The 26,344-nt window shown below is 38.8% G+C and carries 23 protein-coding genes; 9 read left to right on the forward strand and 14 right to left on the reverse strand.

Annotation, left to right across the window (positions count from 1 at the left end; translation table 11 throughout):
* Positions 1 to 70: 70 nt before the first annotated feature.
* From AACS98_RS05530 to AACS98_RS05550, 5 genes are all read right to left on the reverse strand, one after another.
* Positions 71 to 994, reverse strand: coding sequence for an energy-coupling factor transporter transmembrane component T family protein (locus tag AACS98_RS05530; protein ID WP_066377139.1), 924 nt, complete (start codon positions 992 to 994; stop codon positions 71 to 73).
* Between the two features lie 83 nt (positions 995 to 1,077).
* The gene (gene der / locus AACS98_RS05535; protein WP_066377141.1) at positions 1,078 to 2,439 is read right to left on the reverse strand and encodes a ribosome biogenesis GTPase Der; all 1,362 of its coding nucleotides are present in this window, start codon (positions 2,437 to 2,439) and stop codon (positions 1,078 to 1,080) included.
* 439 nt (positions 2,440 to 2,878) lie between these two features.
* Positions 2,879 to 3,961, reverse strand: coding sequence for an aromatic ring-hydroxylating dioxygenase subunit alpha (locus AACS98_RS05540; RefSeq protein ID WP_066377145.1), 1,083 nt, complete (start codon positions 3,959 to 3,961; stop codon positions 2,879 to 2,881).
* A gap of 268 nt (positions 3,962 to 4,229) precedes the next feature.
* Positions 4,230 to 4,424 carry a heavy-metal-associated domain-containing protein gene (locus AACS98_RS05545; protein ID WP_066377147.1) on the reverse strand — a complete coding sequence of 65 codons (195 nt, stop codon included), beginning with the start codon at positions 4,422 to 4,424 and terminating at the stop codon, positions 4,230 to 4,232.
* A 357-nt stretch (positions 4,425 to 4,781) separates the two neighbouring features.
* Entirely contained in the window at positions 4,782 to 5,282 is a 501-nt protein-coding gene (locus tag AACS98_RS05550; RefSeq protein WP_066377149.1) for a DUF1392 family protein, read from the reverse strand.
* Between the two features lie 401 nt (positions 5,283 to 5,683).
* Here AACS98_RS05550 and AACS98_RS05555 point away from each other — a divergent pair, with 401 nt between their 5' ends.
* Positions 5,684 to 5,884, forward strand: coding sequence for a hypothetical protein (locus AACS98_RS05555; RefSeq protein ID WP_066377293.1), 201 nt, complete (start codon positions 5,684 to 5,686; stop codon positions 5,882 to 5,884).
* Positions 5,885 to 6,097: 213 nt separating this feature from the next.
* On the opposite strand, the gene AACS98_RS05560 is transcribed toward AACS98_RS05555, so the two are convergent.
* The 4 genes from AACS98_RS05560 to petJ form a co-directional block, all read right to left on the reverse strand.
* Positions 6,098 to 7,057, reverse strand: a complete 960-nt coding sequence (locus tag AACS98_RS05560) for a PrsW family intramembrane metalloprotease (protein WP_066377151.1) — start codon at positions 7,055 to 7,057, stop codon at positions 6,098 to 6,100.
* Complete coding sequence (locus AACS98_RS05565) at positions 7,050 to 7,970, reverse strand: class I SAM-dependent methyltransferase (RefSeq protein ID WP_066377156.1); 921 nt, start codon at positions 7,968 to 7,970, stop codon at positions 7,050 to 7,052. The genes AACS98_RS05560 and AACS98_RS05565 overlap by 8 nt, the downstream gene beginning before the upstream one ends.
* A gap of 212 nt (positions 7,971 to 8,182) precedes the next feature.
* Complete coding sequence (locus tag AACS98_RS05570; protein WP_066377157.1) at positions 8,183 to 9,202, reverse strand: aldo/keto reductase; 1,020 nt, start codon at positions 9,200 to 9,202, stop codon at positions 8,183 to 8,185.
* Positions 9,203 to 9,226: 24 nt separating this feature from the next.
* Positions 9,227 to 9,559, reverse strand: a complete 333-nt coding sequence (petJ, locus tag AACS98_RS05575; protein WP_066377159.1) for a cytochrome c6 PetJ — start codon at positions 9,557 to 9,559, stop codon at positions 9,227 to 9,229.
* A 260-nt stretch (positions 9,560 to 9,819) separates the two neighbouring features.
* On the opposite strand from petJ, the gene AACS98_RS05580 reads away from it, so the two are divergent.
* A complete protein-coding gene (locus tag AACS98_RS05580; RefSeq protein ID WP_066377161.1) occupies positions 9,820 to 10,614 on the forward strand; it encodes a histidine kinase in 795 nt (264 codons plus the stop codon).
* A 47-nt stretch (positions 10,615 to 10,661) separates the two neighbouring features.
* On the opposite strand, the gene AACS98_RS05585 is transcribed toward AACS98_RS05580, so the two are convergent.
* From AACS98_RS05585 to AACS98_RS05595, 3 genes are all read right to left on the reverse strand, one after another.
* Positions 10,662 to 10,853, reverse strand: coding sequence for a YqaE/Pmp3 family membrane protein (locus tag AACS98_RS05585; RefSeq protein WP_066377163.1), 192 nt, complete (start codon positions 10,851 to 10,853; stop codon positions 10,662 to 10,664).
* A gap of 116 nt (positions 10,854 to 10,969) precedes the next feature.
* Positions 10,970 to 11,365, reverse strand: a complete 396-nt coding sequence (locus tag AACS98_RS05590; protein ID WP_066377168.1) for a phage holin family protein — start codon at positions 11,363 to 11,365, stop codon at positions 10,970 to 10,972.
* A gap of 328 nt (positions 11,366 to 11,693) precedes the next feature.
* Positions 11,694 to 13,853, reverse strand: a complete 2,160-nt coding sequence (locus AACS98_RS05595; protein ID WP_066377169.1) for a Tex family protein — start codon at positions 13,851 to 13,853, stop codon at positions 11,694 to 11,696.
* Between the two features lie 241 nt (positions 13,854 to 14,094).
* Here AACS98_RS05595 and AACS98_RS05600 point away from each other — a divergent pair, with 241 nt between their 5' ends.
* Positions 14,095 to 14,304 (forward strand): hypothetical protein, encoded by a 210-nt coding sequence (locus AACS98_RS05600; RefSeq protein ID WP_066377171.1) that lies wholly within the window; start codon positions 14,095 to 14,097, stop codon positions 14,302 to 14,304.
* 656 nt (positions 14,305 to 14,960) lie between these two features.
* Complete coding sequence (locus AACS98_RS05605; RefSeq protein WP_066377294.1) at positions 14,961 to 15,728, forward strand: glycosyltransferase family 2 protein; 768 nt, start codon at positions 14,961 to 14,963, stop codon at positions 15,726 to 15,728.
* A 27-nt stretch (positions 15,729 to 15,755) separates the two neighbouring features.
* Here AACS98_RS05605 and AACS98_RS05610 read toward each other — a convergent pair whose 3' ends face one another.
* Together AACS98_RS05610 and AACS98_RS05615 are read right to left on the reverse strand one after the other, a co-directional pair.
* A complete protein-coding gene (locus AACS98_RS05610; protein ID WP_066377173.1) occupies positions 15,756 to 16,652 on the reverse strand; it encodes a class I SAM-dependent methyltransferase in 897 nt (298 codons plus the stop codon).
* A gap of 427 nt (positions 16,653 to 17,079) precedes the next feature.
* The gene (locus AACS98_RS05615; protein WP_066377175.1) at positions 17,080 to 19,251 is read right to left on the reverse strand and encodes a GumC family protein; all 2,172 of its coding nucleotides are present in this window, start codon (positions 19,249 to 19,251) and stop codon (positions 17,080 to 17,082) included.
* A gap of 1,214 nt (positions 19,252 to 20,465) precedes the next feature.
* Here AACS98_RS05615 and AACS98_RS05620 point away from each other — a divergent pair.
* The 5 genes from AACS98_RS05620 to AACS98_RS05640 all read left to right on the forward strand — a co-directional run bounded on the left by AACS98_RS05620 (position 20,466) and on the right by AACS98_RS05640 (position 26,335).
* Positions 20,466 to 21,815, forward strand: coding sequence for a glycosyltransferase family 4 protein (locus AACS98_RS05620; protein ID WP_066377177.1), 1,350 nt, complete (start codon positions 20,466 to 20,468; stop codon positions 21,813 to 21,815).
* Positions 21,816 to 22,183: 368 nt separating this feature from the next.
* Positions 22,184 to 22,612 carry a hypothetical protein gene (locus AACS98_RS05625; RefSeq protein ID WP_082803734.1) on the forward strand — a complete coding sequence of 143 codons (429 nt, stop codon included), beginning with the start codon at positions 22,184 to 22,186 and terminating at the stop codon, positions 22,610 to 22,612.
* Positions 22,613 to 22,794: 182 nt separating this feature from the next.
* A complete protein-coding gene (locus AACS98_RS05630) occupies positions 22,795 to 23,691 on the forward strand; it encodes an ABC transporter permease (RefSeq protein ID WP_066377183.1) in 897 nt (298 codons plus the stop codon).
* Positions 23,691 to 24,977, forward strand: coding sequence for an ABC transporter ATP-binding protein (locus tag AACS98_RS05635; protein ID WP_066377185.1), 1,287 nt, complete (start codon positions 23,691 to 23,693; stop codon positions 24,975 to 24,977). The genes AACS98_RS05630 and AACS98_RS05635 overlap by 1 nt, the downstream gene beginning before the upstream one ends.
* 239 nt (positions 24,978 to 25,216) lie before the next feature.
* Positions 25,217 to 26,335 (forward strand): glycosyltransferase, encoded by a 1,119-nt coding sequence (locus tag AACS98_RS05640; RefSeq protein ID WP_082803733.1) that lies wholly within the window; start codon positions 25,217 to 25,219, stop codon positions 26,333 to 26,335.
* Positions 26,336 to 26,344 lie beyond the last annotated feature (9 nt).

Consider the following 26,344-nt stretch of genomic DNA (forward strand, 5'->3'; position numbering starts at 1 on the left):
TAGTCATTAGTTATTAGTCGCTGGTAAAAGTTCTTCTCCCCAGTCAACAGTCAACACTCTCATTGTTTCCTTAAACTTGATTGCCTAAAGCTAGTCTGACTCCCCAGAATAGGGTTAAAGTAGCGATCGCTAGCCAATCCCATGATTTTAAACGTAAATCATGCCAGGGTACTCGGTGTTCGTTGGGACTGGTAAAACCACGTACCATCATCGCGCTAGCCATTTGTTCGGCACGTAAAAGTAAATTTTCTAATAATCTTTCGGCGACAATCATCCAAACTTTAAAAGCACCTTTTAAACCTAATTTTTTCCAATTAATCGCCCTTGTCATCACGGAACGGACTAAATTCTGCACTTCTTCTAAGACTAAGGGAATAAAGCGTAAAGATAAAGTTAAAGTTAATGTAATTTCGGTGACAGGTATTTTAAATCGTCTCAGAGGTTGCATTAAACTTTCTATACTAGCCGTGATTTCTTCTGGCGCGGTTGTGAGAAGATATAAGTGAGTGCTGTAGATGACAGTAAACAAAATCGTACTCAAGCGCGTTGCTAAATCTAGTGAACGGCGAGTAACTTTTACAGGGCCTTTTTGAAATAAAACATAGCTATAACCTGTGCTACTGGTGACGGCTTCGGCAACATCTGGAGAATTATTAGTGTTAGCTGGCTGAAGAATTTGGGCGTTAACTGGTAGGCGTGGCTGATAATCTACACGTAAGCCATCGGGACTGATAGCTGCGATCGCAAACACTAAAAATGCTAATGTTAATAACCAGCCCATCTGTTGCTGCCATACTCGACGGGGAATTCTGGCAATTAAGGTAAAGATAATCAATAGTGCTACCAGTAATACACGCCATTGATTATTAGCGAAACTGTAACTGGTCAAAAAGCTCATCAACCAGATAAACTTAACTCGTGGATCGAGTTTGTGCAGCCAAGTTTGAGGTTGTTCGAGATAAAGCCCTAGAGGTAGCGATCGCAGTAAATCCATGTTAAGTTAACACTCAATAGTCAATAGTCAACATTCAATAGTTATAACTAACTTCACCATTGACCACTGACTACTAACCCATCTTAAACGCGAGTTGCGCGGTTGGTGCTACCAACTTCCATATCCCTGACTTTTTTACTCCGCCATAACAAACGAATGGGAGTCCCCTTAAAACCGAGTTGTTCGCGGAATTGTCTTTCAATGTAACGGCGATAGTTATCATTGAAGCGTTTAGCATCATTGACGAATAGGGCAATTGTAGGCGGTTGAGTGCTGACTTGCGTACCGTAATAAATTCTGCCTTGTTTGCCACTGCGTGAGGTTGGGGGAGAATGCCATCTCACCGCATCTTCTAAAACTTCGTTAATTACCGAGGTACTCACCCGGCGTTTATGTTCCGCCGCCCCTTGATTTACCAATGCTAAAATCTTTTCTACCCGTTGTCCGGTTAAGGCACTGACATAGATAGTGTCTGCCCATTCGGTGAAATGTAGTCTAGCTTCGAGATTTTTTTCGTAGTCGTAAATCGTATAGGAGTCTTTTTCGACAGCATCCCACTTATTAACAACTATAACACAAGCGCGACCTTCTTCAATAATCCGCCCGGCTAATTTTTGGTCTTGGTCAGTGACACCATCTAAAGCATCTAAAACTAATAAAACCACATCTGCGCGACGAATTGCTTTAAAAGCGCGATTAATACTAAAGAATTCCGTCCCGTATTCCACATTTTTCTTTTTGCGAATTCCGGCGGTGTCAATCAGACGGTAAGCTTGCCCGTCTCGTTCGAGAAAAGTATCAATTGCATCGCGGGTGGTTCCAGAAATCGGACTAACAATCACCCTTTCTTCACCCACGAAAGCATTCAATAAACTAGACTTACCAACATTAGGCCGTCCGACAATAGCAATTTTAATTTCATTATTTTCCGGGACATCGGTAACGACGGGGATGTGTTTAATGAGTTCATCGAGTAACTCACCTGTACCGTTGCCATGAATTGCCGAAATGGGGTATGGTTCACCTAAACCCAGTTGCCAAAATTCCGCAGCTTGAATTAATCCTTGTTCTGGGGATTCGCACTTATTCACCGCCAGTAACACAGGGACTGGCTGTTGACGTAACCATTCGGCGATTTCTTCATCAGCCGAGTTAGGCCCTGTTTGACCATTAACAACAAAAATAGCCGCACTAGCTTCAGAAAGGGCTGCTAATGCTTGTTGACGAATCAGGGGGAGAAATTCCGTATCATCGTTAAATACTAACCCACCAGTGTCTACCACTAAAAACTCGCGATCGCCCCAATAGGCTGGTAGATAAGTGCGATCGCGCGTTACACCCGGTTCATCATGGACAATCGCCGTTTGTTCCCCGGCGAGTCGATTAACCAGGGTAGATTTGCCCACATTTGGGCGACCGATAATAGCAACAATTGGCAGTCCCATAAACCTAGGGTAATTGAGAGGAGAGAAAAGACACTATATCACATTTTTCATTATAGGGGATTGGGGACTGGGGATTGGGGGATGGGGATTGGGGATTGGGGACTGGGGATTGGGGGATAAATCAATTCAAAATTCAAAATTAAGGAATTTCGGGGACACTTACCCTTCAGACAAATTAACAACGAAGTTCTTAACTCTCCGCGTACCTCTGCGTTTACCTCCGCGCCCCTCCGCGTTTGAAACTTCAACCCTACCTCTCAACTCCATTCTCTCAACAATTGGTGTCAATTTATACGATTTTAAATTTCTCCAGTCGTTATACTCATTGTTAGGTTCTACCTGGGAAATGTGAAGTGGCTTTGCCACTTCTTTTTATGGGTGCAATTGCCTGTTGAAAAAAGTAAAAAGTCATGTTGAGGCACTTTTTACTTTTTATTTTTTAGTCATTAGACATATCATCACGCCATTTAGCTTGATTTTCTCGCGTTTCTGCTTCAGGCGATCGCGCCAATATCCAAGTCTTCCAACGCAAAGGTTTTTGCAGTTCCAAATGCTTAATTAACTGCATAATAGACACATCGACCTTAGTTGGAGACTTTAAATCAAAATTCATCGTCTGTAAAATTGTAGCATTATCCTTAATTAAATGCTGCACAACAATATTAGTTAACCACAACACCAAATTATTGGATAACCAACCTCTTAAACCTTTACGCTTCTTAGTTAAAAATATAGTTTGAATTTCCGATTTACCCCCCTCAAGCATTCGTAAAGTTAACATGATATGTAAATGTAATGAATCTGTACCAACGCTAACAGTAAAGGTGCTACCATACCAATAGGAAATACTGTAAAAATTTTTCTTGTAAGAACGCAACAATTTAAAGAACCCAGTCTGTTTATTGTTGTGTCTAGGTTTAGTAAAAATAATGGCATTTTGATTGAGTTCCTGTTTTTCAAAACTAATATCTAAAGGCAATTTCTCAACAACATGAAAATGTTGAATATCAATAGAATTAATCATGAATACATGAGGGTGACAGTTAATCACAAACCGTGAACCAAGAACACTTTCACAGTCATGAAATTCTAACTCTGGCACAAATGGTATAGGTTGTCTAGGATTTTCGCCAGTCCAAACCCAAATTAAGCCATATTTTTCGGCTGTCGGCCAAGTTTTTAACTTTAAAGGTAGGGGTTCTTCTAAACAGGGAATTTCTACACATATACCCTGATAGTTAAACTTCCATTGGTGAAAACCACAGCGTAATTCATTACCTTCTACAGTACCTTCTGCCAAGTCAGCACCCATGTGTGGACAGTAAGCATCTGCAATTACGGGTTGTTTGTCTTCACCACGATAAATTACTAATTTTCTGCCCAAAATTGTTAAAGGTTTTACCTCACCTACAAGCAAATTTTGAGATGGTATTACCCAATACCAACCTTCAATAAAACGTTCTGGATTATTGAAAGTTTTAGGTTTTAGAGTTGGTCTAATGTGTAGAGAATTGTCATCCATTTTTTAGGTTTCACTGTTCAGTGAAGCGGTTGCTTTACAAATAGCATGAGGAGATTCACAAAACAGTTATTTTGAGTACGGTAATGCTAAAATACACAATTGAAATAATCTGCTTGTATGGCGAGAAATTTTAGTTAAGACTACAATCAGACAACTTGTGAAAAAAAACAAGTTAGTAGTAAGGACTTTAGTCCTTAGCAAAACAAATAACCCCGATATCTCAAAGACATCAGGGTTATGAATATATAGTAATACTCTGTAGAAAAAATTAAGCTACTGGATAGCCAGCAGCAGCTAAAGCATCTTTAATAGCTGTTTCTGATGCTGTTGATTCTACATTAACAAGTTTAGTCTGTGGATCAGCTTCAACTATCGCCTCAGCATCAACTGATTTTACTGCATTAGTAATTTTGCTTGCACAAACAGAACAAGCCATGTTGGGAACTGTGAGGTTAATTGTCATAGATTTACGAAAATTCAGCAGTCTGCGCTTTGATCATATCTGGGAAATAGCTGACAATATAGCTCAAATGGCGACATAAACGGGAGATTTCGCGAAAAAACTATATAAAAACTCAGTGCAATTTCATTGATTTGGTCATGAGTTATACTATTTGATTACGTTGGTTTGAGTCAGGGAATGAATTCAAGTGAGGTACAGTCAGTTAGAATTGAACGCAGATGAACGCAGATGAACGCAGATAAATTATCAGTTATTGTTACAAAACGTCTTTAGTTTTCGTTGTGTGGTAATTATTAGGCATTCTCTCAAAATTTCTATCTGAATTGTTAATTAAATATTTAGACATAAGTTGCTAGACTAATCCCAATCCTTAATCTTCATTAAGTCGTAGTCAGTCACCCATGCCAAGCGATCGCTTAAACAAGAATGACTACAGTCAGTGTTCCAATTCCTAGAGGTGACAGTATCATCAATGGTGGGTGATTTCCATTCGATGACATAAAACCATGATTGGTTAATTAGCTGAATACCAAGCACTGTCCGCAGTTTTGGAATGTTGCCAGCAAAGCGAAACTCAACTAACTCCCCCAGTCTAAAAACAGGTTTTTCGGGAGTTACAAGGTGTAGCCTACCAGTACCCGTGATTTCGCTTCCTGATGTATAGATAATGTTTTTACCAATGGCGATCGCATAATTCCATCCTTCTTGTTCCCACTGCATCCCGCAACAATAAGCAAAAATATCAGTATTCATCACGTAAACTCTTTCTAATAAGCCAAATATTGGCATAGATAGTTTTCGTCCCCAAGGAGGAGAAATATACCAACAGGTTTCTAAAGCATTGATTTGGTTAATCATTTCTTTGAATACCTCTGTTTGGTTGCAAAAAGTTCAGGTTTACTATATTTAGTCGCCGTAATGATGCACTGATTGAGTAATTTAAAAATACCTGAATGACTCATAAATAGGATGAGAGGAATCAGAAGAGATTTTTGGAGTTTTCGGTAATATAATGAGAGTGTATTTCTCTCTATAGTGATGAGGTTGATAGAATTGACGGGTTATCTGTCTCCTGATTTGTAGGTAGGCAGAGGAAAAAACCAGTCTCATGGTTGACGGTGAAAATTGTTCATGCAGTACAGTGAGCGTGATCTAGATTTTTGATAAAGAATTGTATTCGTGAGATAACAGATACTTCTTTATCTACCTATACTGGAATGTATTCCTACAGTTTGCCATTAGCACTAGGAGGTGCCAAAATGGTTCATACTTACGAGGTGTTAGTTGATATCAAAGAATTTGCCGATACAACTAACAGTAGCTGTCAATGCGGAACGTCCCGATACGAAATTAGTGCAGAATCAAGACAAAAAGCTGATTATATGGCTCGGAGTCAAGCTAGATACGAGCATCCTCATGGTACAGAATATGATGTCAGGGTGACAAGACTGCTGAGTTAACACTCTGTTAATTGTAAAGATTTCGCTAACTGAAAATCAGGCTGGATAGCAGTATTTACTCAAGTAAAGTTAAGATTTATCTCGACAGCCATTAGTGAGGTTGTTGGCTTGTTTCCAGAATACTGCTAATACAGCCTCTAATAATGAATAGTTTGTAATTCATAATTGCTGACTTTGAGGTTGTGAATTTGATTTTATCTATGATTTACTTAATCAATGTCTGGCTGAATATCTCAAATACCAATAAATTAACCCAGCTAAAATTGCAAAAACAGAATTAAGTAAAAGCCGACTGACTATAAACGATAAAACATCAGGATAAAAAAGCTGTGATAACCTTAAAGGGCTGATAATTCTTGCTAACAGAAATAACCCAAAAATGGCATTACCACCTAACATGAGGGCAAAGAATATTAAACCCCTTTGCCAGTAACGATGTTGAGATGTTCTACCAGATATTAATTTAATTGGGGGTTTGTTCTGCACCTTTCTAAATAACCCTTCCATACGCCAAAACATCCACAACAGCAAAGGAAATAAACCATAGCTGAGATACTGTAGAGGTGGTGAGTAACGCCAAGCACTAGAAAGGACATTTACCAAAGCGTGAAAGATAACAGAATTAACCCAAGCCTGAAAAATTAAATTTTTGTAGCGATTTAATCGCACATTAGCCGCAAAATATAGTCCTAAAGCATAGCCCCAAGGTGCGGAAAACATTGCATGGACTGGTGTGCCGATTGTGCGGTCAAGGATGGATGCTGTACCATGAAATAAATAAATCCAGTTTTCTTCGGCTGTGAATCCTAAAGCCGCAGCTATGGTAAATAAGTAAACAGTGCTGGCGCGTAGGCGATGCGGACGTTGAAAATAGTAGGTGGGTACAATGACTGCGGCTAGCTTGCAACCTTCTTCTATTGGGCCTATTTGTATAATTTGTCTGAGGGCAATGCCAGGAAGATAACGCTGGACTTGTTGCCAGTTTACAATGGCATTAGCGATATTTTCAAAAACTATTTGTAAGCCAAGGGCAACAAAACCAGATATAGCCCCAACCACAAAGAACAACAATAAGTGTCTCACAGGTGGGGCAAAATCAGCACGATAATAGTAATATGCCAAAAATACCAGTGTGGGAATTGTCGCCCACAGCACCAACTCAAAATCAGCCACGTACCTGAGCAATTATAGTCCGGTGACGGGGGCTGTTAGGGGTAATTGTCGGTGTTTGGAAACCAGCCTCTACCAAAGCTTGCTCAATATCCAAAGCAAAATATTGATCTAAATACGGTTCTGTACTTTTCAGCAATGTCAAAATGTAGGGCGGCATTTTCTTATATGCTTCCGCTTGGGGATTCATATCCATAATGCCAATGTAACCGCCCGGACGCAATACCCGCCGCACCTCTGCAAAAATCTGGCGGGTGGCTGACTGGGGTAATTCATGACATACCAAGAAAATCGAGACAAAATCAAAACTAGCATCTGGTAAACCAGTAGATTCACCTGCGGCGTGAACCCAGTTGATATTTGCTTGATGCTGTTGGGTGCGATAGTTGGCAACGGCTAAGAAATAGGGAGACAAATCTAAACCTGTGACTTTAGCTTGGGGATAAAGTTCTTGTAATGCAAATGTGCTTAACCCAACGCTACATCCCAAGTCAAGGATATTTTGTGGTGCTTGGGGAATTTTGGCTTTAACGATATCGTGGTAACTTTGGCGTAGTTTCGCATCGCCTTGCGCTTCTGCATCCGGCCAAATTTTAGCATGGACGGCACGCGCAGCCACTTCTAACTCAAAGGCAGCTAACCAACAAAGGTCTCCTTGTTCATAACCGTGGAATGAAGTGAGATAATAATCTGGGTAGGTGATTTGAGGATTTTGGATTTGGTCTAAGTCTGATGTCCAATCACGCGCTTGTAGGGTTTTGACTTCTTGCGTCCAAGGTACACCAATTTTCTCTGCCCGTTTAATCATCATTTGACGGGCTTGGTGTTTGGCGAGGTTTGCTAAAGGTTTAATTGCTAATATTCCGTTTATCAAGCGGGAAGCTATGCTAGGAGCAGTGTTTACAGCAGCAGTCATAATTCAATTTGGAGTTAACAGCCTGATTGTACTTATGACATACTCGCCGGATGCGAGTCTAGTCTGTTGTCGGGTGGAGATTTGTTTGTAGTAAGGACTTTAGTCCTTAGAAAATCAAGCTTGTAGGGTGCGTCAGAGTAGATAATTCGGTAATAATTTACAGATTATTGACATCTGACGCACCTTACTTATGTGCTGATGTGCTGTGGATGTTAGCGTCGATATTCGTCGCCACAATCACCGATTAGCTGATACAAATCGCGTGACTGATGAGATATAGTGTTGATGCGATCGCAATCTTCTGCATCTAAACTAAAACTAAACACTTTGGCGTTATCTTCTATATGTTCAGCTATCCCCAGCCTCGCACCAACGATAACACCACCCACGGTTGGTTGATCTAAGATGTAACGCACCGCAACGTTAGCAATACTCACCCCATGCTTATCAGCTATTTGCTTCAAGGTAGATAACAATTCTTGAAATAATCGCCAACCACCCCAACCATCAATCATATTTTTGTATTTTCGCAAGCTGACTGTAGTTAAATCAAAACCTCGTGGTTCTGGCTTACCTAAATATTTTTCTGATAGGAAACCACCGCATAATGTACCATAAGTAAACAGTTTAATGTCATGCTGTTGACAAAACTTGACCATATTTATTTCTGGACGGCGGTCAACTAAAGAAAATTGCACTTGGTTAGATACAATTTTAATACCTGCTTCTGTAATAATTTGCAGGTGTTCTGTGTCAAAGTTTGTCAAAGCCAAATGTTTAATTTTGCCCTCTGTTTGCAATTCTGCCATATATTTGAGGGCATCTAAATAATTTTTATCTTGATATTCCCACCAGTGAAACTGCATCAAATCTAAAGATTCCACATTCATTCTTTTTAGGGAAATATCAATATTTTCCTCAACCAATTTTTTCGTCATTTTACCAGGACGTGGCACCCATTTAGTAAAGGCTTGAATCTGAGATAAAGACTCTTTTCCCCGGTTAGCAACCCATTGACGGCGAAATTCCCCAATAAAATCTTCTGCTGGTCCATAATGGTCTGCTAAATCCCAAGTTGTATAACCTGCATCCACATATTTAAACATAGTTTCAATGGCAGCTTTGGGATTAATTCGACCATGTGCGCCGGACACTTGCCACATTCCATTTAATATCCGACAAATGTTTAAATCTGAGGTAAATTGTAAACGGCTTTCTGCTGGTAATATCATTGTTTTCTATGTGGGTATTGGGAATTATTTCCAGTCTGTTTCTGCTTGTTCGAGAACATAAGCAGCGACATCCTGAATTTCTTGCTCAGTCAGACGTTCTTTGTAAGCTGACATATTATTTTTACCATTGGTGACAATTGATTGAATTGCCTCTATGGAATCCATACCATATTTCTTAAGTGCTTTCTTATGTAGGTTTTTACCACGCCTAATAATGTTACCACCATTAATATGACACCCGGCACAGTGAACTTCAAAAATTTTCGCGCCGTTGGCTGTGTCTGCTGCGTTTACAGGTGACGGGAAAGTGGTAGTAATCAACAATATAGTCAATACTAATGTGAGGAATTTTTTCACGGTGATTTTACCTGTTAATTAGTCGTGATATACACCGTTATTTATCTTGCCATAAATAGGCGTTATCTCACACATTATCAGTTATTTGTGAGATAGATACCCGACTTCTCAAAGCAGTCGGGTATCTGGTGATTAAAACATCTCTTACCCCAGGTTCTATCTTCAGACAGTGCCTAAACTTAAAACCTCACGCCATAATGGCCATATAAAACCATGTCTAGAGAAATTAATCCAAATTAGCTAAATAGTAAGAGTTGGATATGACTAACAATATCAAAGACAGAATTCAATCTGATTTGCAGCAAGCCAAAGCAACGGGTCAGTTAAGAAGTGAACGTATCCGTGAGATTGTAAAATCAGCAGTGGCTCAATTATCTTCTGAGTTTAAAGAAGGTTCGAGTGAAATTCGTACTATTGTCAAGGATGCGGTGGCAGCCGTAGTTGATAACTTACAAGACAAAGGTACGGAATTAAAAGAAGAAGTTACAGCATCAATAGAAGGTGCGATAGAAGGTGTTAATACTAATAGACACGCAGCTATTGTTAAAACTCAGTCAGAATTGCAAAAACTACAAGCTCAAATCGATAGCGAAGAAGAAAAAATTCAACAAGATGTTGATGGAATTTTAGCAGAGATTCAAGAAACTGGTAAGGAAAAAACTTCTAACGTGAAAAGTGCGATTGAATCTGCTGTTGATACTATCAAGAGTAGCGAAGAAGTCGCACTATTAAAGAAACGCTACGCGCAGTTACAAGCGCAGTTAGCCATTGTGCGCGCTAACATGGCTGCACGTTACGGTGGACGTGGTGATGAGGTGCAGAATTATCTAGAGGAAGCCAAAAACTGGTACAATCAAGCTCGACCCCAAGCTGAGGCTTTGGCTACTCAGGTAGAACAGAAGCGATCGCAACTAGATGATAAACTCGGCGAAGCTGGTACAATTGTTGCTCAAAAAGAGCGTCAAATTAAACATATCTTGCGAGATTTACTACTAGCAACTGCTGATTTGTTCAAAGATAAAGAACCGACTGATAAAGAAGTTGTTCATAAATAGAAATAGAACCCCGACTTTTTTGAGAAGTCGGGGTTCTGGGTATTACCTTAATAAGTACCCCTACCTGCATTTAATTGTTCTTCATGTTTGGCAATTACCCAAATTGCGTGAATACTACCCGGTAGCCAACCTAAAAGGGTGAGCAGAATATTAATTACTAAGGTTGGCCCTACTCCAACTGTTAAGAAAACACCTAATGGTGGGACTAATAAACCCAGAAGAAAACGTACTAATTTCATAAGATTGTTGTTTTTGAAACTTTATTTACTCAGATTGTCTTTAATTCACCAAGTTACTAACTCCATCTCAGGAATTAATTTGATTTAAAATTAGGTGAAATAAAGACGTATTGTGGTTATCTAGAAGGCAATTCGCCTTGATTTTCCACGTTGCCACTTAAAGCTAGATTTTTCTCTGCAAAGTATTTGGTGATAAAGGTGTTAGCGAAAGATAGAACAACAGGGCCTAAAATAAAGGCAATAATCCCATGAACACTAAACCCAGGAACTAAACCTGCTGCCAATGAAAAACAAATACCATTGACGACGAGTGAAAATGCCCCTAAAGTTAAGAAATTCAATGGTAAGGATAAAGTGGAAATTATTGGCTTGATTGAGCCGTTAATTAAACCAATTACTACACCAGCAATTAAAGCGGCTGGAAAATTAGCCAGGTTCACACCAGGCACAACTAAATCAACGATTAGTAGACTTAGGGCTGTAGCTAGAATTGTGAGAAATGTTCCCAACATTTTTTTACCTAAAAATCAGAAAAAGATAATTGGCGTTATCTTCTCCTATCTTTAAATATTGGGCAAAACCTTAGCATCTCTTGTCAGATAGATTGTGTTTCTACCAATGGGACTATTTTATAATTGATAGCAAATTGCATTATATTAGTAGGGTGCGTAAATATGAACAGATTTTGTTATCTGACGCACCCTACCAAGCACTGTAGAGACGTTGCATGCAACGTCTCTACATCATTCATTTGGTGTAACTTCGTAGAGAATTGGTATCAGTACCAAGTGTGTTGAGAAAGTAAGGACTTTAGTCCTTACTACGAACTTGAGCTTTGATTTATTGCTTGACTGCTTTCATTGATAAACTAATACGTTTTAATTTTTCGTTGACTTCTAATACCCGTACTTTCACAACTTGACCGACTTTGACAACTTTTTTGGGATCATCAATATATCTGTCGGCGAGTTGGGAGATATGTACTAAACCATCTTGATGTACACCAATATCCACAAATGCACCAAAATTAGCAACGTTGGTGACTATTCCCTCTAGTTCCATTCCCACCTGTAAGTCGCTAATTTCTTTAATTCCTTCTTTAAAGGTGGCGTATTTAAATTCTGCACGGGGGTCTCTACCGGGTTTTTCTAGTTCTTTGAGGATGTCGCGCAGGGTGGGTTCACCAACTGTATCGGTGACGTATTTTTTTAAGTTGGCTTTTTGCAGTTTCTCGGCAATTTGCGTGACTTGATTTAAGGGTACATTTAAATCGGAGGCGATCGCTTGCACAACTGGATAACTTTCTGGATGCACTGCTGTATTATCTAAGGGGTTGTCTCCGTTGCGAATGCGAAGAAATCCCGCCGCTTGTTCAAATGCTTTTGGCCCTAATTTGCTCACTTTCAGCAGTTGTTGCCGATTTTTAAACGCTCCGTTCTGGTTGCGATAACTGACTATATTATTAGCAATTGTCGGTGTAATTCCCGAAACAAAAGTTAACAATTCTTTAGATGCGGTGTTTAAGTCTACACCAACGTAGTTAACGCAACTTTCTACAGTTTCATCTAATTTCTTCTTCAGCAACTTTTGATCCACATCATGCTGATATTGTCCTACACCTATGGATTTAGGGTCAATTTTCACCAATTCTGCTAAAGGATCTTGTAACCGCCGACCGATACTAATAGCACCACGCACTGTTACATCTAAATCGGGAAATTCTGCGATCGCAACTTTACTGGCAGAATAGATAGATGCACCAGACTCATTGACTATTACTTTAATCGGTTTATGTTCTAAGGCTTGTAATACTTGCGTGACAAACTCATCTGTCTCGCGGGAAGCTGTACCATTGCCAATAGCGATTAACTCAATGTGATATTTTTCAATGAGATGTTTGAGAGTTTGCGCCGCTTTTGTCCGTTGTTCAGCACCTAGATGGGGGAATATCGCCTGATATTCTAAAAATTTGCCAGTTTGATTCATAATAGCCACTTTACAACCAGTTCTGAACCCTGGATCTATGGCTAAGGTTGGTTTCATTCCCGCCGGTGCAGATAACAATAATTCCCGCAAATTGGCTTCAAAGGTTTTAATTGATTCAATGTCAGCATAGGTTTTCTTGTCTGCAATTACTTCACCTATTAGGGAAGTTTTCATCAGACGGTTGAAAGCATCTTTGAGCATTGCTTGATAAAAATCCCGAATTTCTCGGACTTTGGCTTTAATTTCTTGGGATTCTAGATAGGAAAGGACAAAATCTTCATCAAAAGCAATATCGTAGTTTAATACTCCCTCAGCTTCACCCCGACATAATGCCAACATATTATGAGGGGCGATATTTTTGACGCGATTTTGATAATTGCGGTACATTTCAAACTTAGTTGTACCTTCAGGATAATCATCTTTGATGCGAGAGACAAATACGCCATCTTCTAGGAGATAATCGCGAATATATGCTCGTAAATCGGCTTTTTCTGCGACTTCTTCCGCTAAGATGTCAGATGCACCTTTTAAAGCTTCATCTGCTGTTTTTACGCCTGTTGTTTCCGAAATATATTTTGTGGCTTCTTGGTTGAGGTTAGCAGCAACCGAATTTTTAACATTTAAAGATTTGATGAATTCTGCGAGAGGTTGCAAACCTTTCTCTCTGGCGATAGTGGCGCGAGTGCGTCGCTTGGGGCGATATGGTAGGTATAAATCCTCAAGTTCAGTTTTTTGTAAACAAGATGAAATTTTGGCTTGCAATTCGTCTGTCAGTTTACCTTGTTCCGCGATCGCTTTTAAAATTACTGACTTCCTGGCTTCTAATTCTGTTAAGTATGTATACCTATCAGCCAGTTCACGCAGTTGAATTTCATTCATTTCACCAGTGCGTTCTTTGCGGTAACGCGCGATGAAGGGAACTGTTGCACCCTCAGCCAAAAGTTCTAGGGCGTTTTGTACCTGATAAGATTTTAGTTCTAGTTCAGTTGCCAGTGTTTGAGGAATGTCCAGCATTGGGTGTCTAATTTAAAAACGTGATTCCTAAAGGTAATTATGCTCAGGAGTTGTGACAACAACAAAAGCAAGTGTTAAGCTAATTTACTATATGATTGCCAAAACTTTACAAACATTTCAATTATTTTAAGTAATGTATTGTGGGATAAATAGCTTAGATGTAAGATCAACCACACACACAAAAACAGATTTGATCACAGCAGATGAAATCTGGCAATTTTGAGTTTGGAGGTAGGTATAAATGCCTTTGTTGTTTTTGATTCCGTTAGTTACAGGTTTAGCTACTGGTTACATATCTAAAAAATGTCATGACGAAATTGCTTACCTTGTGAGTATATTTACAATTCTCAGTTTAATTCTCAGTTTGGTTTTAGCACCTTGGCCGATTCAACTTGTACTGTTAATTGCGGTACTGGCTAGTACTAATAAGTTTTTAAAGCAAATAAATTAAGCCAAATCGAGAAAGATGATAATGATCGCGATCGCCACAAACAACGTCTTTCTGCTTTCATACTTCTGATGCTGACTTATCAGCCAAAATAGCTCATGTTTTTGCTCGCACACCCTCCAGACAAGAATTCAGTACAATAAACGTAAATCCACATAAGTATATATGCTTAAGAAGCATAGTCTGAGGGTGTGTGAGGCGATCGTGGCTAACTTTATACTAAATAATACTATTTTTGTCAATCGTTGTTAGTATTTTTCTCTCAGTATTTTATTAATAATTGTGGATTTTTGGGCAATAACACTGTAAAAACTCTCACATTGAGTAAGTTATCATGTCAGTTGTTCACGTATCTCACAATCACCCATGAAAACACTCTTGTCTGTAGGTTCGGTCTTCAGGAGCATTGTATGATAAATCACTAAACAAATCTAGTAATTTTCAGACTGTAGATATGTTAAAACCTGATCATGTTTTTGACTTGTGAATTTAACTAACTTTGTGGATATGCTCAAGCACCTGAATTTAGAAATAAATCCACAAACACAAGCTTATGTATGCTATTCCAGAAGACAACCCAACTAAATCAACTATCTCAAGCCTGTATGCAAACACCTACTACAGATAATTCCTCTAATTCCGATGGAATAATTGCATCGATGCTGGATCAAATTACTCCACTAATTTTAACCTATAATGAAGCCCCAAATATTCAGCGCACCCTTGACCATCTCACCTGGGCGAAAAATATTATAGTTATTGATAGTTATAGTACCGATACAACGCTGGAAATTCTTAACTCTTATACACAAGTCCAGGTATTTAAAAGAAAATTTGACACCCATGCCCAACAGTGGAACTACGGATTAGAACAAGTGCGATCGCCTTGGGTGCTGTCTCTAGATGCAGATTACATCGTCACGGAGGAGCTAGTTGCAGAAATGTCAGCTTTACCAGTAGATGGCATAATTGACGGCTATTTTGTGCAATTCAAATATTGTGTACTAGGTAAACCAGTCCGTAACACTAGAATACTTCCCCCCCGTCAAGTTCTATTTCGCAAAAGCAAAGCCATTTATATTGATGATGGACATACGCAAATTTTGCAGCAAACAGGTAAATCAACTTTACTCTCTGCTTACATATACCATGATGACCGCAAACCGTTAAGTCGCTGGTTATGGTCACAAGAACGCTATACAGTGCTGGAATGCAAGAAAATACTAGAAACACCCTGGAACGAACTGGATTGGGTTGATCGTATCCGCAGACAAAAAATCTTAGCACCTTTGATGGTTTTGATCTATTGCTTGATTATTGAAGGCTGGATTTTTTATGGTTGGCGTGGTTGGTATTACGTCTTCCAGCGTGTCTTAGCTGAAACAATTCTCGCGCTGCGTTTGATGGAAGCCGAAAACTTAAAATAACGTAGCTAGCAGCACTATATTTAGTATCTAAGCTGTACGAGTGGCAACACACATTAAGGATAAAGCAGCTTCGGGAGAGTTGGGGTTGATACCTGATAATCTCTGAGCTAAACGGAACTTCCAAAATGCTCTACCGTAGTTGCCCTTCAATGCCTCCGCACCTACCGTATGATTATGTGGATAAACCTTCACTACAAAACCCTGGGGTTCCAGCACTTCGTAAAACATCTCGGATGTGATACCATCACCCACTTGATGATGCACCTCCGTTGCCAAACCCCAGCGTTGTTCCTCAGTCGTAGAGTGTCCACCTCGTTTTAAACATCTGTAAATTGGCAGACGGAACTGCCACAACAGCAACCCTAAACCCTTCAACTGATAAGCACTTCGCTGTGGATCATGATCTGTAATTAAAAGTCCGCCAGGACGAACCAACTTAGCAGCCTCCTGCAAAACCTTTGCCATATCATCACAATGATGTAAGCAAGCATTGAGCATAACAATATCTGCAAACTCAGAAACAAAAGGTAAATTGTGGGCATCTGCCAAGATTGCTGTGTATCCCAGTTGGCGAGCCATTTTTAACGCCCCCAGTGAAACGTCTACACCAATTAACAAATCAGGTTCACCACAAAACTCTTTCAAAGACGCATACAGGTTGCCAGGGCCACAACCAATATCCACAACAACTTTACCATCCCAATTACCAATCACAGCTTGCCACAGTTCAACAAATCGTTCATCTCTATGGCAGGCTGCAAAATAATTTAGTCCCCATTCTGGATGTCCAAAGTAATAACTGTTGGCTTCAATAGCTGGAGTGGGATTTAAAATCTTGCAAATAACAATATCTTGCTCCCATCTCTCAACTTGATCTGGTTGGACAAAAAACTGAAGTATACTTGCATTTTCTATTATTAGCATATACTCATAACTATAGGAAAATACATTTATCTATATTGTTGTTATGATGAATATAACAAATCATTTAATCCTTGAATATCTCTAAGTTCAAAACTTAATTAAATATATGTACAATCTTCATTAATATTGAAATCTAGAGATAAATTAATCAAAAATACAGAAAAATATTTCCAAATCCTCTTCAATAAATTATGAAAATTGACATCATTATTTTTCTCAAATTCTGAGTTAATTTATATATTAAAATCATAGGAGGATTACTTGAAAAAAAGTCAGCAAAAAATCCACGATTATTACGCGAACTAAATCGTCAATAGACCTAAACAATATAAATTTTAATTAGTGATAAGAATTCCTAGAACCCCTAAGTAGATAATTAAACCCTCTCATTTTTACATAAAGTAGGTGAGCAAACTTGATTCATTTTTTAAGAATAATTGTTGAAATTACTTTTTTCTCCATTAGCAACTATACCTAAAACATTAATAGGAGCCATTCTCAGGTCAGCTAACGCTCTCTCAAACATGGAACGATCTGTTTGATGTATCCTTGCTACCATTACAAGTCCGTCTGTTTGGGGAGCTATCAAACTAGCATCTGCTAGCCCAACTAAGGGAGGAGCATCATAAATAACTAAATCAAAGGTGTGATGTAAATCTACCATCAAACGCTTCATTTTTTCAGATGAGAGCAACTTTGTGGAATCAGGTGGAACAGGCCCAGCAGTAATTACAGATAATGCGTTCATAGAAGGTAGTTGTTTCACTACTTCTTCAACTGGCAAATTGGAAGTAATGAGACTACTCAATCCCCAGAGATTATTTAAATTGGATAATGTGTGAATCTGTGGTTGGCGCAGATCAGCATCTACAAGTAATACTCGTTGCCCCATAGCTGTAGCGATTTGAGCTAAATAAAAAGCAATTGTAGATTTCCCATCACCTGGCATAGCTGAACTAATAGTAATAGACCGTATGTGCCGATCTGAATTTAACAATTGAATATTGGTATAAAGTACCCGTAAAGCTTCTACAAATTGTGTGGAATAGTTACTATACTCTTGCTCTAATACAGTAGTTACCCCGGTAATAGTTTCAGAAAATGTGTTTGAGAATTTAATTATGGGTTTTTGTGGTTTAATAGTTTGAGATTGACCACTTTGTAATTGGTGATCGAAGGGAATGTTTCCTAATAGTGGAATTTTGATCCTTTCCTTGAGGCTTCGGGTGTTGTGGTAGGTACGATCAAGTTTTTCCATGAGTAACGCCGCACCAATAGCCAAAAAGATACTCGCAGCTAACCCTTGAATGATATCGCGGATGATATTTGAAGAAGTCACAGGATATGCTGGCTGGTAGGGTTCCTGAATCAACTGCCAACCTATTTCTGTTTGAGAAACTTGAATCTGCAAATTTTCGCGGGTAGATAAAAAACGATTCAGACTGTCAGTCGCAATTTGTAATTGGCGTTGTAGTTCCGTATATCTTCGTGTGATAATGGGTAATTGCTGGCGTTTTTGTTCCAAGATTTGTTCGTCTCTTTCCAGTGCCTGTTTGTTAACCTCCAAACCCTGAACTATAGACGCGGCTTCTGCTCGCTTAGTTCGTATATACCGCTCCGATTCTTGCTGTATTAATGGTAGCAGGCTGTTCTTTTTCTCCTTCAATGTGATAATATTTGGATTTTCTTCCTGTAAAAGAGATAATGCAGTAGCAATTTGAATATCGACTTGGCGCAATTCACTATTTAAAACCTGATACACAGGATAACTATCCAGCACTGCCTTCTTACCCTCTTCACTTTGTAAGAAAGCATAATTCGCACGAGCTTGGGCTAGCTGTAATTCAAATTCTTGCTTTTGTTGAGTTAAATTAGCCGTTTGTTCAGCAATTTGCTGTGCCAGGGATTCTGGAGTATTAAAATTATATCTTTGTTGAAAAATTTGCAGTTGTGTTTGAATTTGAGCTACTCGATTTTGTAGAGATGGTAGTTCTTTTTCCAGAAATTGGATTCCTTGACGGAGCCTAGTTTGCCGTTTTTCCTGGCTGTATTCTAAATATTCTTGAGCAATTTGCTCTAATACTACTTTCGATTCCAGTGGATCTTTACTACGATAACTGACTTGTAGAATCTTGGTTTCACCTAAACGAACAATCTGGAGAGATTTGATCAGATAGTTATAGTTAATGTATGGATAAGCAGCTTGTAATTGCTTAATGCTGTTGGCAATTAGTTCAGGACTCTTGAGAACTAGAATTTGACTGTCATAATCTAAAGTAGATTTATTAGATGGGTTAGTCTCTTTGACAATATCAACTACTTTGGTGTCATCAGTCACAGGTTCAACAAGCATGTGAAAACTGCTTTCATATTCTGGTGGTTTGGGATTTAATATCAAGTGAATAACTACGCCTGTCATTACAGTTGTCGCTACCCCTACAACAACAACTACTCTGCGCTGTAACAAACCCAGAAATTCTTGATAGTTCCATTCCTCACCTTTTTCCTCATTTTCAGGAACATTCTGATGTTGAAAAATTGGAGTTATATAGTTTCTACTATCTTCAGGATTTGCAGGCTTATATGCTTGATTTTCCATATATATATATTGATGATGAAATTATGAATTAGTCTATTGCTGAATGAATCTAGTGGTATTTGTCGGTTCTGCTGGTATAAATAATAGCGATTTGTTAATTTTTTTATCCATATATTTTTTTTATTGAATACTGGAATTTTTCCCCAAACTTCATAAGCCGCACTTATTGATTTGATGTGGCAGATTGTAAGTATGATATAGTTTAGAGCAAAAAATACTTTCAGATAAATATATTAGTCAAAAACCTTTAAAACAGTAAATATTTACTAAATTTTATGCTGCTTTTAGGCTAACGCCCTATCTTGTTGATGAGCTACTGAAAATGCTCCAGTCTACGAGCAACCATCTTTAAATAAATCATCAAGGAGTGGGTAGAGGCAGCTGACCTCTAGCTCTAACTTTTTGTGATTATCATGCTGATATTGCCTCAATTTATGCCTGTAGACGTATTGACAAACTTGACTCATTATTAAATTGTTATCAAAGCATTTTCCGGGTTTAAGAATATAAACTTTTGGGGTCTATTGCTTAATTAGCAAGCACTTTTGCAGGTTTTATCTTAGGGGCAAAGGGCAATTTTTTTTATTTATATAAATAAAATTATATAGTAAAAATATTCTTTCTTAATAGGTAAAGTTTTGGATTATGTCTTTTACGTTAAATTTCATTGAAAATTAAATGAAGAATACTCTGCTAGTTTGAAACATGGTATGCTGAAATTGTTAAAAAAGTGTGTAAGCAACAATGGCTATACTGTTAAATTTAGTTAACAGTACCAAATAATTCTAGGAAGATATGGTCAATATCCAACCAGAATCGAATGCAACTGTAAAACACTCAACTATGTATCTTAGTGGTGAGATATATGAAGCATCGTTAATATCCTGATAGTTAAGTATTTGGATACCAAAGAATTATTATCGAAGTTGGTAGTGGATATCCTCGTATAAATGTTCCCTAATTTAAATATCTATGTTGTTCCATCGACTAGATACTTAGATTTTAATTTCTTTTGTGTGTGTTACCTTTGGTTTTTGTGTTCCGAAAATAAAAATTGGTGAAGACTAGATAAACTAAAAATTATCCTAGTCAACCGATTTAAAGATAAAAATGGTCAATTAACTGCAAATGGAACTTGAACCCTGTGGATTCCTTAGTGGCTTGAGTAGTTCGGTGGTATCGTCAACAAAGTTTATTAGCTCTAGGATACATCGATGAAGCTCAACGAATGGATTAATCAAAAGGTATCTCCATCCATTTCTATCCCGTCAGAAGCTGAACATAAAAATCCTCTGACAGTTCAGCAATCAATTAACTTATCTGTAGTAACACAGTTTTTTCCTCCAGACTATGCTGCTACGGGACAATTGATTGAGGATCTGGTAAAACAATTAGAGCAGCAAGGGGTAAATATCGAAGTTTTTACCAGTCAGCCTGGATATGCGTTTAGCTCTAGTACAGCTCCATCTCGTGAACGTTTTGATAGAATCAAAATCCAGCGATCGCGTACTGCTCAACTTTGGCCTGGGAGAATTCGTGGTAAAGCGGTGAATGGGGTGTTATATACCTTACGTGCTTTACTATATTTGCTGCGAGCCTGGCGGCGTAACAATATATTATTAGTAACTACAGCCCCACCATTCTTGCCAGTTCTGGGTTACTTCGCCAACCTGCTATTTAAATTGCCCTATGTCTGCATCATATATGATCTCTACCCAGATATTGCGATCGCGCTGGGTGTAGTATCTAAGCATCATTGGGTAGCACAGCTTTGGCAAGCAATTAATCAGCGAGTTTGGCTCAAAGCTCAAGGGATTGTAGTTCTTAGCCCTGGGATGAAACAGTGCGTTTTGGCGCACTGTCCACAAGTAGCTCATAAAGTTGCTGTCATACATAGCTGGGCTAACCCTGAATTAATCGTACCGATTGCCAAGCAGGAAAACTGGTTTGCATGGAAGTACGATTTGGTGAATAAATTCACTGTGCTGTACTCTGGCAATATGGGTCGATGTCATGACATCGATACCTTATTCAAGGCTGCTATAGAACTGCAAGACGAGCCAGTACAATTTGTGTGTATTGGTGGGGGAGCCAAACGGGAAGAATTAATTGCACAAGTGAATCAATTAGGACTAAATAATTTTACGTTCTTGCCTTATCAAGACAAACAAGTTCTGCCCTATTCTCTCACAGCTTGCGATTTATCTTTGGTAAGTGTTGACCCATCCAGTGAAAGTTTGGTTGTACCTAGCAAGCTGTACTCAGCCTTAGCAGCCGGAAGACCGTTAGCAGTGATTTGTTCACCCCACTCATACCTCAGACAACTAATTGCTACAGCCGACTGTGGTGCAACATTTGATAATGGTGATGGTCATGGACTAGCTCAATTTATCCGCTTGCTGAAGCGTGACCAACAACTAGGGGAGCGCATGGGTCAAGCAGGTCGGCAGTATCTGCGATCGCACTTTACACCTAAAGTCATATCGCAGCAGTACCTGGATGTTTTGCGTCAGGCTTTGTTTAATGATGAGAGTACAACTACTTCTCCAATTAATAAAAAGTAAGTTGATGCAATTCCCAGCCTCAGATAATTTTTCTATATACTTCCAACAAATTTGTGTATAGAATTTACGCCTTTATGGTATAATTAAATAAGAATAAATCCAGGCAAAAAATCCGAATCTCGATTCGTTATTTAGCGAATATTCGAGATAAAAAATCAATTTTAATCTTGCCGCTAGATTTCTCTCAGTATTGGCTGTCATAGGGTTGGTAAGAAAATCAAGTAACAATTTAGCAAGGCATAAACAATACTTGCTCTAAATATAGACTGCTAGTTCTTAGGAGTTGGGCTTCGATGGTCTTGTTGATCTCAGTCCCTCCAAACGTAACCTTCCTAGTTCAATTGTTGGATATATATTAGGAGGTCGAATTGCAGAGAAGGTGTGACCGAAATCGGAAACGTTCAAAACGTAGAGCTATCTACTGCCCAATTCACGGCTGTTTTCTTGATAGCGTCAGTCAAAAATATAGAATGTTTGCTGACCAACCAGGTCAGTTACAACAAAGGGGTTTAAGTCGGCGGGCTGCATCGCTGTTAATCACAAACCAAACAGCAGTTCCCGTAGAGGGAGAATGGTTAGAAGCTTTTTGGTGTGAAGAGTGTCAGGAAACGAAATGGTACTATGTTCGGCAATCTAGCGATCGCACATATGAAATTTCCCTAGCACCGAGGGAATTATGGCAGCAGGTAGCAGGGGTGATTGATCCTCATGGTAATCCTTCTGTGGGTGAATTTACGCGGCGAAATGCTAGACAAGTTAACTGTCATACATTAAATGCTTTTCATTGCTTAGGCTAAAACTGTATCAAAGATTTCAAGTTTGTGGGTTAGGCATCTCATCTATGAATTATCGAGACATTACCTTCAAGCACGAACTGGTAATTTGTTCTAGACGGAATTGGCATTATTGTGAAATTTTTTAGATTTTTATGGTTATCCTACTAAATCCTATTAGGTGAGCTTATTCATAGAATTTGATAATGGGTAAATTTAAAAATATAAAATTACAGCATTTTCAGATAGCAAGACAAGAATTGCCCAAATTCTTTTATGCACCTGAGAGTAGATTGCGGCATCCACTTCAGCTATTTAAGCAAATGTGGAGAGATTTATTGAACTCACGAGGGCTGGCTTGGCAACTCATCGTGCGGGATATCAGTGCTCAATATCGTCAATCTTTTTTGGGTATTTTCTGGGCTTTTATTCCACCCATCATTACCGCCGCAGGTTTAACCTTTGCTAGAAATGCCAATATAGTAAATTTAGGCAATACAGACTTACCATATCCAGCATACGTAATGTTTAGTACAGCCCTATGGCAGACTTTTACAGAGGCACTGAATAGCCCATTGCAGGAAGTAAATGCTGCGAAAGGGATGCTAGCGAAAATCAATTTTCCTCGTGAAGCCCTTATTCTTGCAGGATTGGGTAAAGTATTTTTCAATTTTGGAATTAAGTTAATTCTCATAGTAGCTCTGTTTATCTGGTTTCAGATACCAGTTACTTGGAGCGCAATTTTAGCACCAGTGGCTTTAATTCATTTGGTGATACTAGGAACAGCTATTGGCTTGCTATTAGCACCGATAGGCACTTTGTATCAAGATATTCCCAAACTTATTACGGTTTTTCTGGGGTTTTGGCTACTGATAACTCCGGTAATATATGCAGTTCCCCAAACAGGAAAATTTGCAATACTTGTAAATTTAAATCCTGTCACTCCCTTACTGGTGACGGTGCGAGAATTAGCAACAACAGGTGTACTATCTAACCCCCAAGGATTTTGGGTTGTCAGTGTCATAGCTATCGTTGGTTTGCTGGTGGCATGGCTAATTTATCGGTTGGCAATGCCGTTTATTGTTGAAAGGATGAGTGCCTAATGACGATTAATATTACCCAGCAAGAAACTTTAGAAAAGCCCCAGGATAGCGAAGTTATACTGTCAGTCAAGGGAGTTTCCAAAAAGTTTTGTCGAAGCTTCAAACGCTCTTTGTTATATGGTGTTCAGGATATTACTACTGAGTTATTAGGAATTAGGAAAGAAAGTGAGAAACTGCGACCTAATGAATTTTGGGCTTTGAAGGATGTCAGCTTCGAGTTACGGCGAGGAGAGGCTGTAGGTTTAGTTGGGAAAAATGGTAGTGGTAAAACAACTTTATTACGTATAATTTCAGGATTAATAAGACCAGATAGTGGATACGTAGAAGGTAAAGGCAGAATAGCTCCACTAATTGCCTTGGGAGCTGGATTTAACCCCATTTTGACAGGTCGGGAAAATATTTATGCGAATATGTCTATTTTGGGTTTATCTAAAAAGGAAATTGATGAGCGATTTGATGAAGTTGTAGATTTTGCAGAAATTGGTGATGCGATTGATGCACCTGTGCAGAGCTACAGTTCTGGGATGGCAGCACGGTTGGGTTTTGCTAGTGCGATTCATACGAACCCTGATATTTTGCTGGTTGATGAAGTGCTGGCTGTAGGAGATATGAAGTTTAGAGTTAAATGCTTTCATCGTCTGGGTAAGTTACGCAGAAATGGCACAGCTTTAATACTAGTTTCTCATGATACAAATGTGATTTTAACAGCATGTAGTTCGGCAGTTTACCTTTCCGGTGGGAATGTTATTGCCTCTGGAGAACCTCATGCGATTATGAGCAGGTATGAAGCAGATTTATTTTCGAGGGAACAGGCAGAATACTCTACAGGGCCATTATTCCTACCAGAAAAACCTCAAAATGAAAGTTTAGGCTTGGATATTACTTATCTATGTTTTCAAGATTATCAAGGAAAAATCATTGAATCACCTATATGTGGTCAACCTACTAATTTTTGTATAGGTTATAAAGCTCATTGCTCTCTTAAAGATGTAGGCATAATTATTTTAATTCAAGAGAAGGTTGGAGAAGGAGGAACTACGCTTCGCTTGAGTAGTTTTAGTGATAAAGTAACATTTAACCTTATAGCTGAACGGCAAGAAATACAGCTTCAAATGCCATATTTTGGACTAAAACCTGGTTTTTACATTATGAAGGTTCTAATAGGTCAACCTGGGCATGATTATTTAGATGCGGTTGAAGCTTTTGGATTCAAAGTTGATGAGTCTATTAATATGAGTCAATGTTTATTTTATCAACCACGAGCTTGGCGAAGAATAAGCAGTTAATATCTCAAAATAAATATAAATTAAAAGCGCATTAATACGAAAAATAGGATGTACCATTCAAAATACCTATTCTGATATCTTGCACCATTCTCAATAACCGTAGGGTGGGCAATGCCCACAACGTAAAAATCAGGGTTTGAGCGAATTTTTGGCATTGCCCACCGCCCTGTAATCGCAATAAAGCAACTGGTGCAAGATGTAAGTATTATAATTTTGATTTTTATTAATTATTATTAATAATGGTTAAACTTCTATTTGTTTCTCAGTACCCTTTCTATCCTGATATATCCGGTGGTAGTGAGCAATCAGCTCTTTACTTATTCAAAAGTCTACTTGAGATGGGTTGGCAAATTGAAGTAATCTGTACCCGTGATTTGCCCTATGTCCCTAAGTGGCGATCAGCATATTACTGGAAGTCGTGCTGGTATTCCTTGCTGCATCTTCGGATACTTTTTCCCCTTTCGAGGGACGAAGAGCTTGGTTATCCATGCTGGCGTGTGATTACTCCTAGTAGATTTATTAATGAACACTCATGGCTAGAATTTCTGGACAAACGGCTAAGGGAATATCAACCTGATGTTGTTCTTGGTCATACCACTCCTACTTGTCCATTACTCAATTACGCTGCAAGTCAAGCTTATTTGACTATCTACTTTGCGAGAGATATGGCAGGCTTTGAATCTGGTGATAATACTTTAATTCCTGATGGTGTTAAAGTACTGGCGAATTCACCATTTACCGCGTCAATTGTTACCCAACTTAGTACACATGTACCCAAAGTTATTTTGCCTTTTATAGAGGTAGAGCGTTATCAGGTTAGTCATCGCCAACGCGAATATATTACATTCATCAATCCTATTCCTGAGAAGGGAGTAAATGTAGCAATAGAAGTAGCTCGTCAATTACCTGAAGAAAAGTTTCTGTTTGTCAAAGGCAAATGGCCAGGTTACAGTGAATTGCAAAACTCTCTTTTAGAACAAGTTGACACACTCCCTAATGTGGAGATTTGGGAACACCAGCAGGATATGCGTCATGTTTATGCACTTACGGATATCCTGCTGGTTCCTTCTCAGTTTGAGGAAGCTTTTGGTCGAGTTATCGTTGAAGCTCAAATCAACAGCATTCCTGTAGTTGCTGCTAATAGATGTGGTATTGCCTACACTCTGGGCAAGGGAGGAATTTTAATTGAACCTATTGATAAGCCTCAAGCCTATGTGGATGCTATCAGACTATTACGTACTGACGATAACTTATATACAGAATTATCGAAACTGGCTTTTCAAAATAGTCAACGGCAAGAGTTTGATCCCCAGTATCAAGTTAAAAAATTTGTTCATTTTTTTGAAAGTTGGGTTTAGGACAATTAG

Origin of the sequence: Anabaena sp. CA = ATCC 33047 (assembly GCF_963870205.1) — a bacterium.
Lineage (GTDB): Bacteria > Cyanobacteriota > Cyanobacteriia > Cyanobacteriales > Nostocaceae > Trichormus.

Excerpts from the sequence above, each read along its gene's own strand:
- AACS98_RS05530 (WP_066377139.1), bottom strand. The coding sequence starts at position 994 with ATGGATTTACTGCGATCGCTACCTCTAGGGCTTTATCTCGAACAACCT.
- der (WP_066377141.1), bottom strand. The coding sequence starts at position 2,439 with ATGGGACTGCCAATTGTTGCTATTATCGGTCGCCCAAATGTGGGCAAA.
- AACS98_RS05540 (WP_066377145.1), bottom strand. The coding sequence starts at position 3,961 with ATGGATGACAATTCTCTACACATTAGACCAACTCTAAAACCTAAAACT.
- AACS98_RS05545 (WP_066377147.1), bottom strand. The coding sequence starts at position 4,424 with ATGACAATTAACCTCACAGTTCCCAACATGGCTTGTTCTGTTTGTGCA.
- AACS98_RS05550 (WP_066377149.1), bottom strand. The coding sequence starts at position 5,282 with ATGATTAACCAAATCAATGCTTTAGAAACCTGTTGGTATATTTCTCCT.
- AACS98_RS05555 (WP_066377293.1), top strand. The coding sequence starts at position 5,684 with ATGGTTCATACTTACGAGGTGTTAGTTGATATCAAAGAATTTGCCGAT.
- AACS98_RS05565 (WP_066377156.1), bottom strand. The coding sequence starts at position 7,970 with ATGACTGCTGCTGTAAACACTGCTCCTAGCATAGCTTCCCGCTTGATA.
- AACS98_RS05570 (WP_066377157.1), bottom strand. The coding sequence starts at position 9,202 with ATGATATTACCAGCAGAAAGCCGTTTACAATTTACCTCAGATTTAAAC.
- AACS98_RS05580 (WP_066377161.1), top strand. The coding sequence starts at position 9,820 with ATGACTAACAATATCAAAGACAGAATTCAATCTGATTTGCAGCAAGCC.
- AACS98_RS05585 (WP_066377163.1), bottom strand. The coding sequence starts at position 10,853 with ATGAAATTAGTACGTTTTCTTCTGGGTTTATTAGTCCCACCATTAGGT.
- AACS98_RS05590 (WP_066377168.1), bottom strand. The coding sequence starts at position 11,365 with ATGTTGGGAACATTTCTCACAATTCTAGCTACAGCCCTAAGTCTACTA.
- AACS98_RS05595 (WP_066377169.1), bottom strand. The coding sequence starts at position 13,853 with ATGCTGGACATTCCTCAAACACTGGCAACTGAACTAGAACTAAAATCT.
- AACS98_RS05600 (WP_066377171.1), top strand. The coding sequence starts at position 14,095 with ATGCCTTTGTTGTTTTTGATTCCGTTAGTTACAGGTTTAGCTACTGGT.
- AACS98_RS05605 (WP_066377294.1), top strand. The coding sequence starts at position 14,961 with ATGCTGGATCAAATTACTCCACTAATTTTAACCTATAATGAAGCCCCA.
- AACS98_RS05610 (WP_066377173.1), bottom strand. The coding sequence starts at position 16,652 with ATGCTAATAATAGAAAATGCAAGTATACTTCAGTTTTTTGTCCAACCA.
- AACS98_RS05615 (WP_066377175.1), bottom strand. The coding sequence starts at position 19,251 with ATGGAAAATCAAGCATATAAGCCTGCAAATCCTGAAGATAGTAGAAAC.
- AACS98_RS05620 (WP_066377177.1), top strand. The coding sequence starts at position 20,466 with ATGAAGCTCAACGAATGGATTAATCAAAAGGTATCTCCATCCATTTCT.
- AACS98_RS05630 (WP_066377183.1), top strand. The coding sequence starts at position 22,795 with ATGGGTAAATTTAAAAATATAAAATTACAGCATTTTCAGATAGCAAGA.
- AACS98_RS05635 (WP_066377185.1), top strand. The coding sequence starts at position 23,691 with ATGACGATTAATATTACCCAGCAAGAAACTTTAGAAAAGCCCCAGGAT.
- AACS98_RS05640 (WP_082803733.1), top strand. The coding sequence starts at position 25,217 with ATGGTTAAACTTCTATTTGTTTCTCAGTACCCTTTCTATCCTGATATA.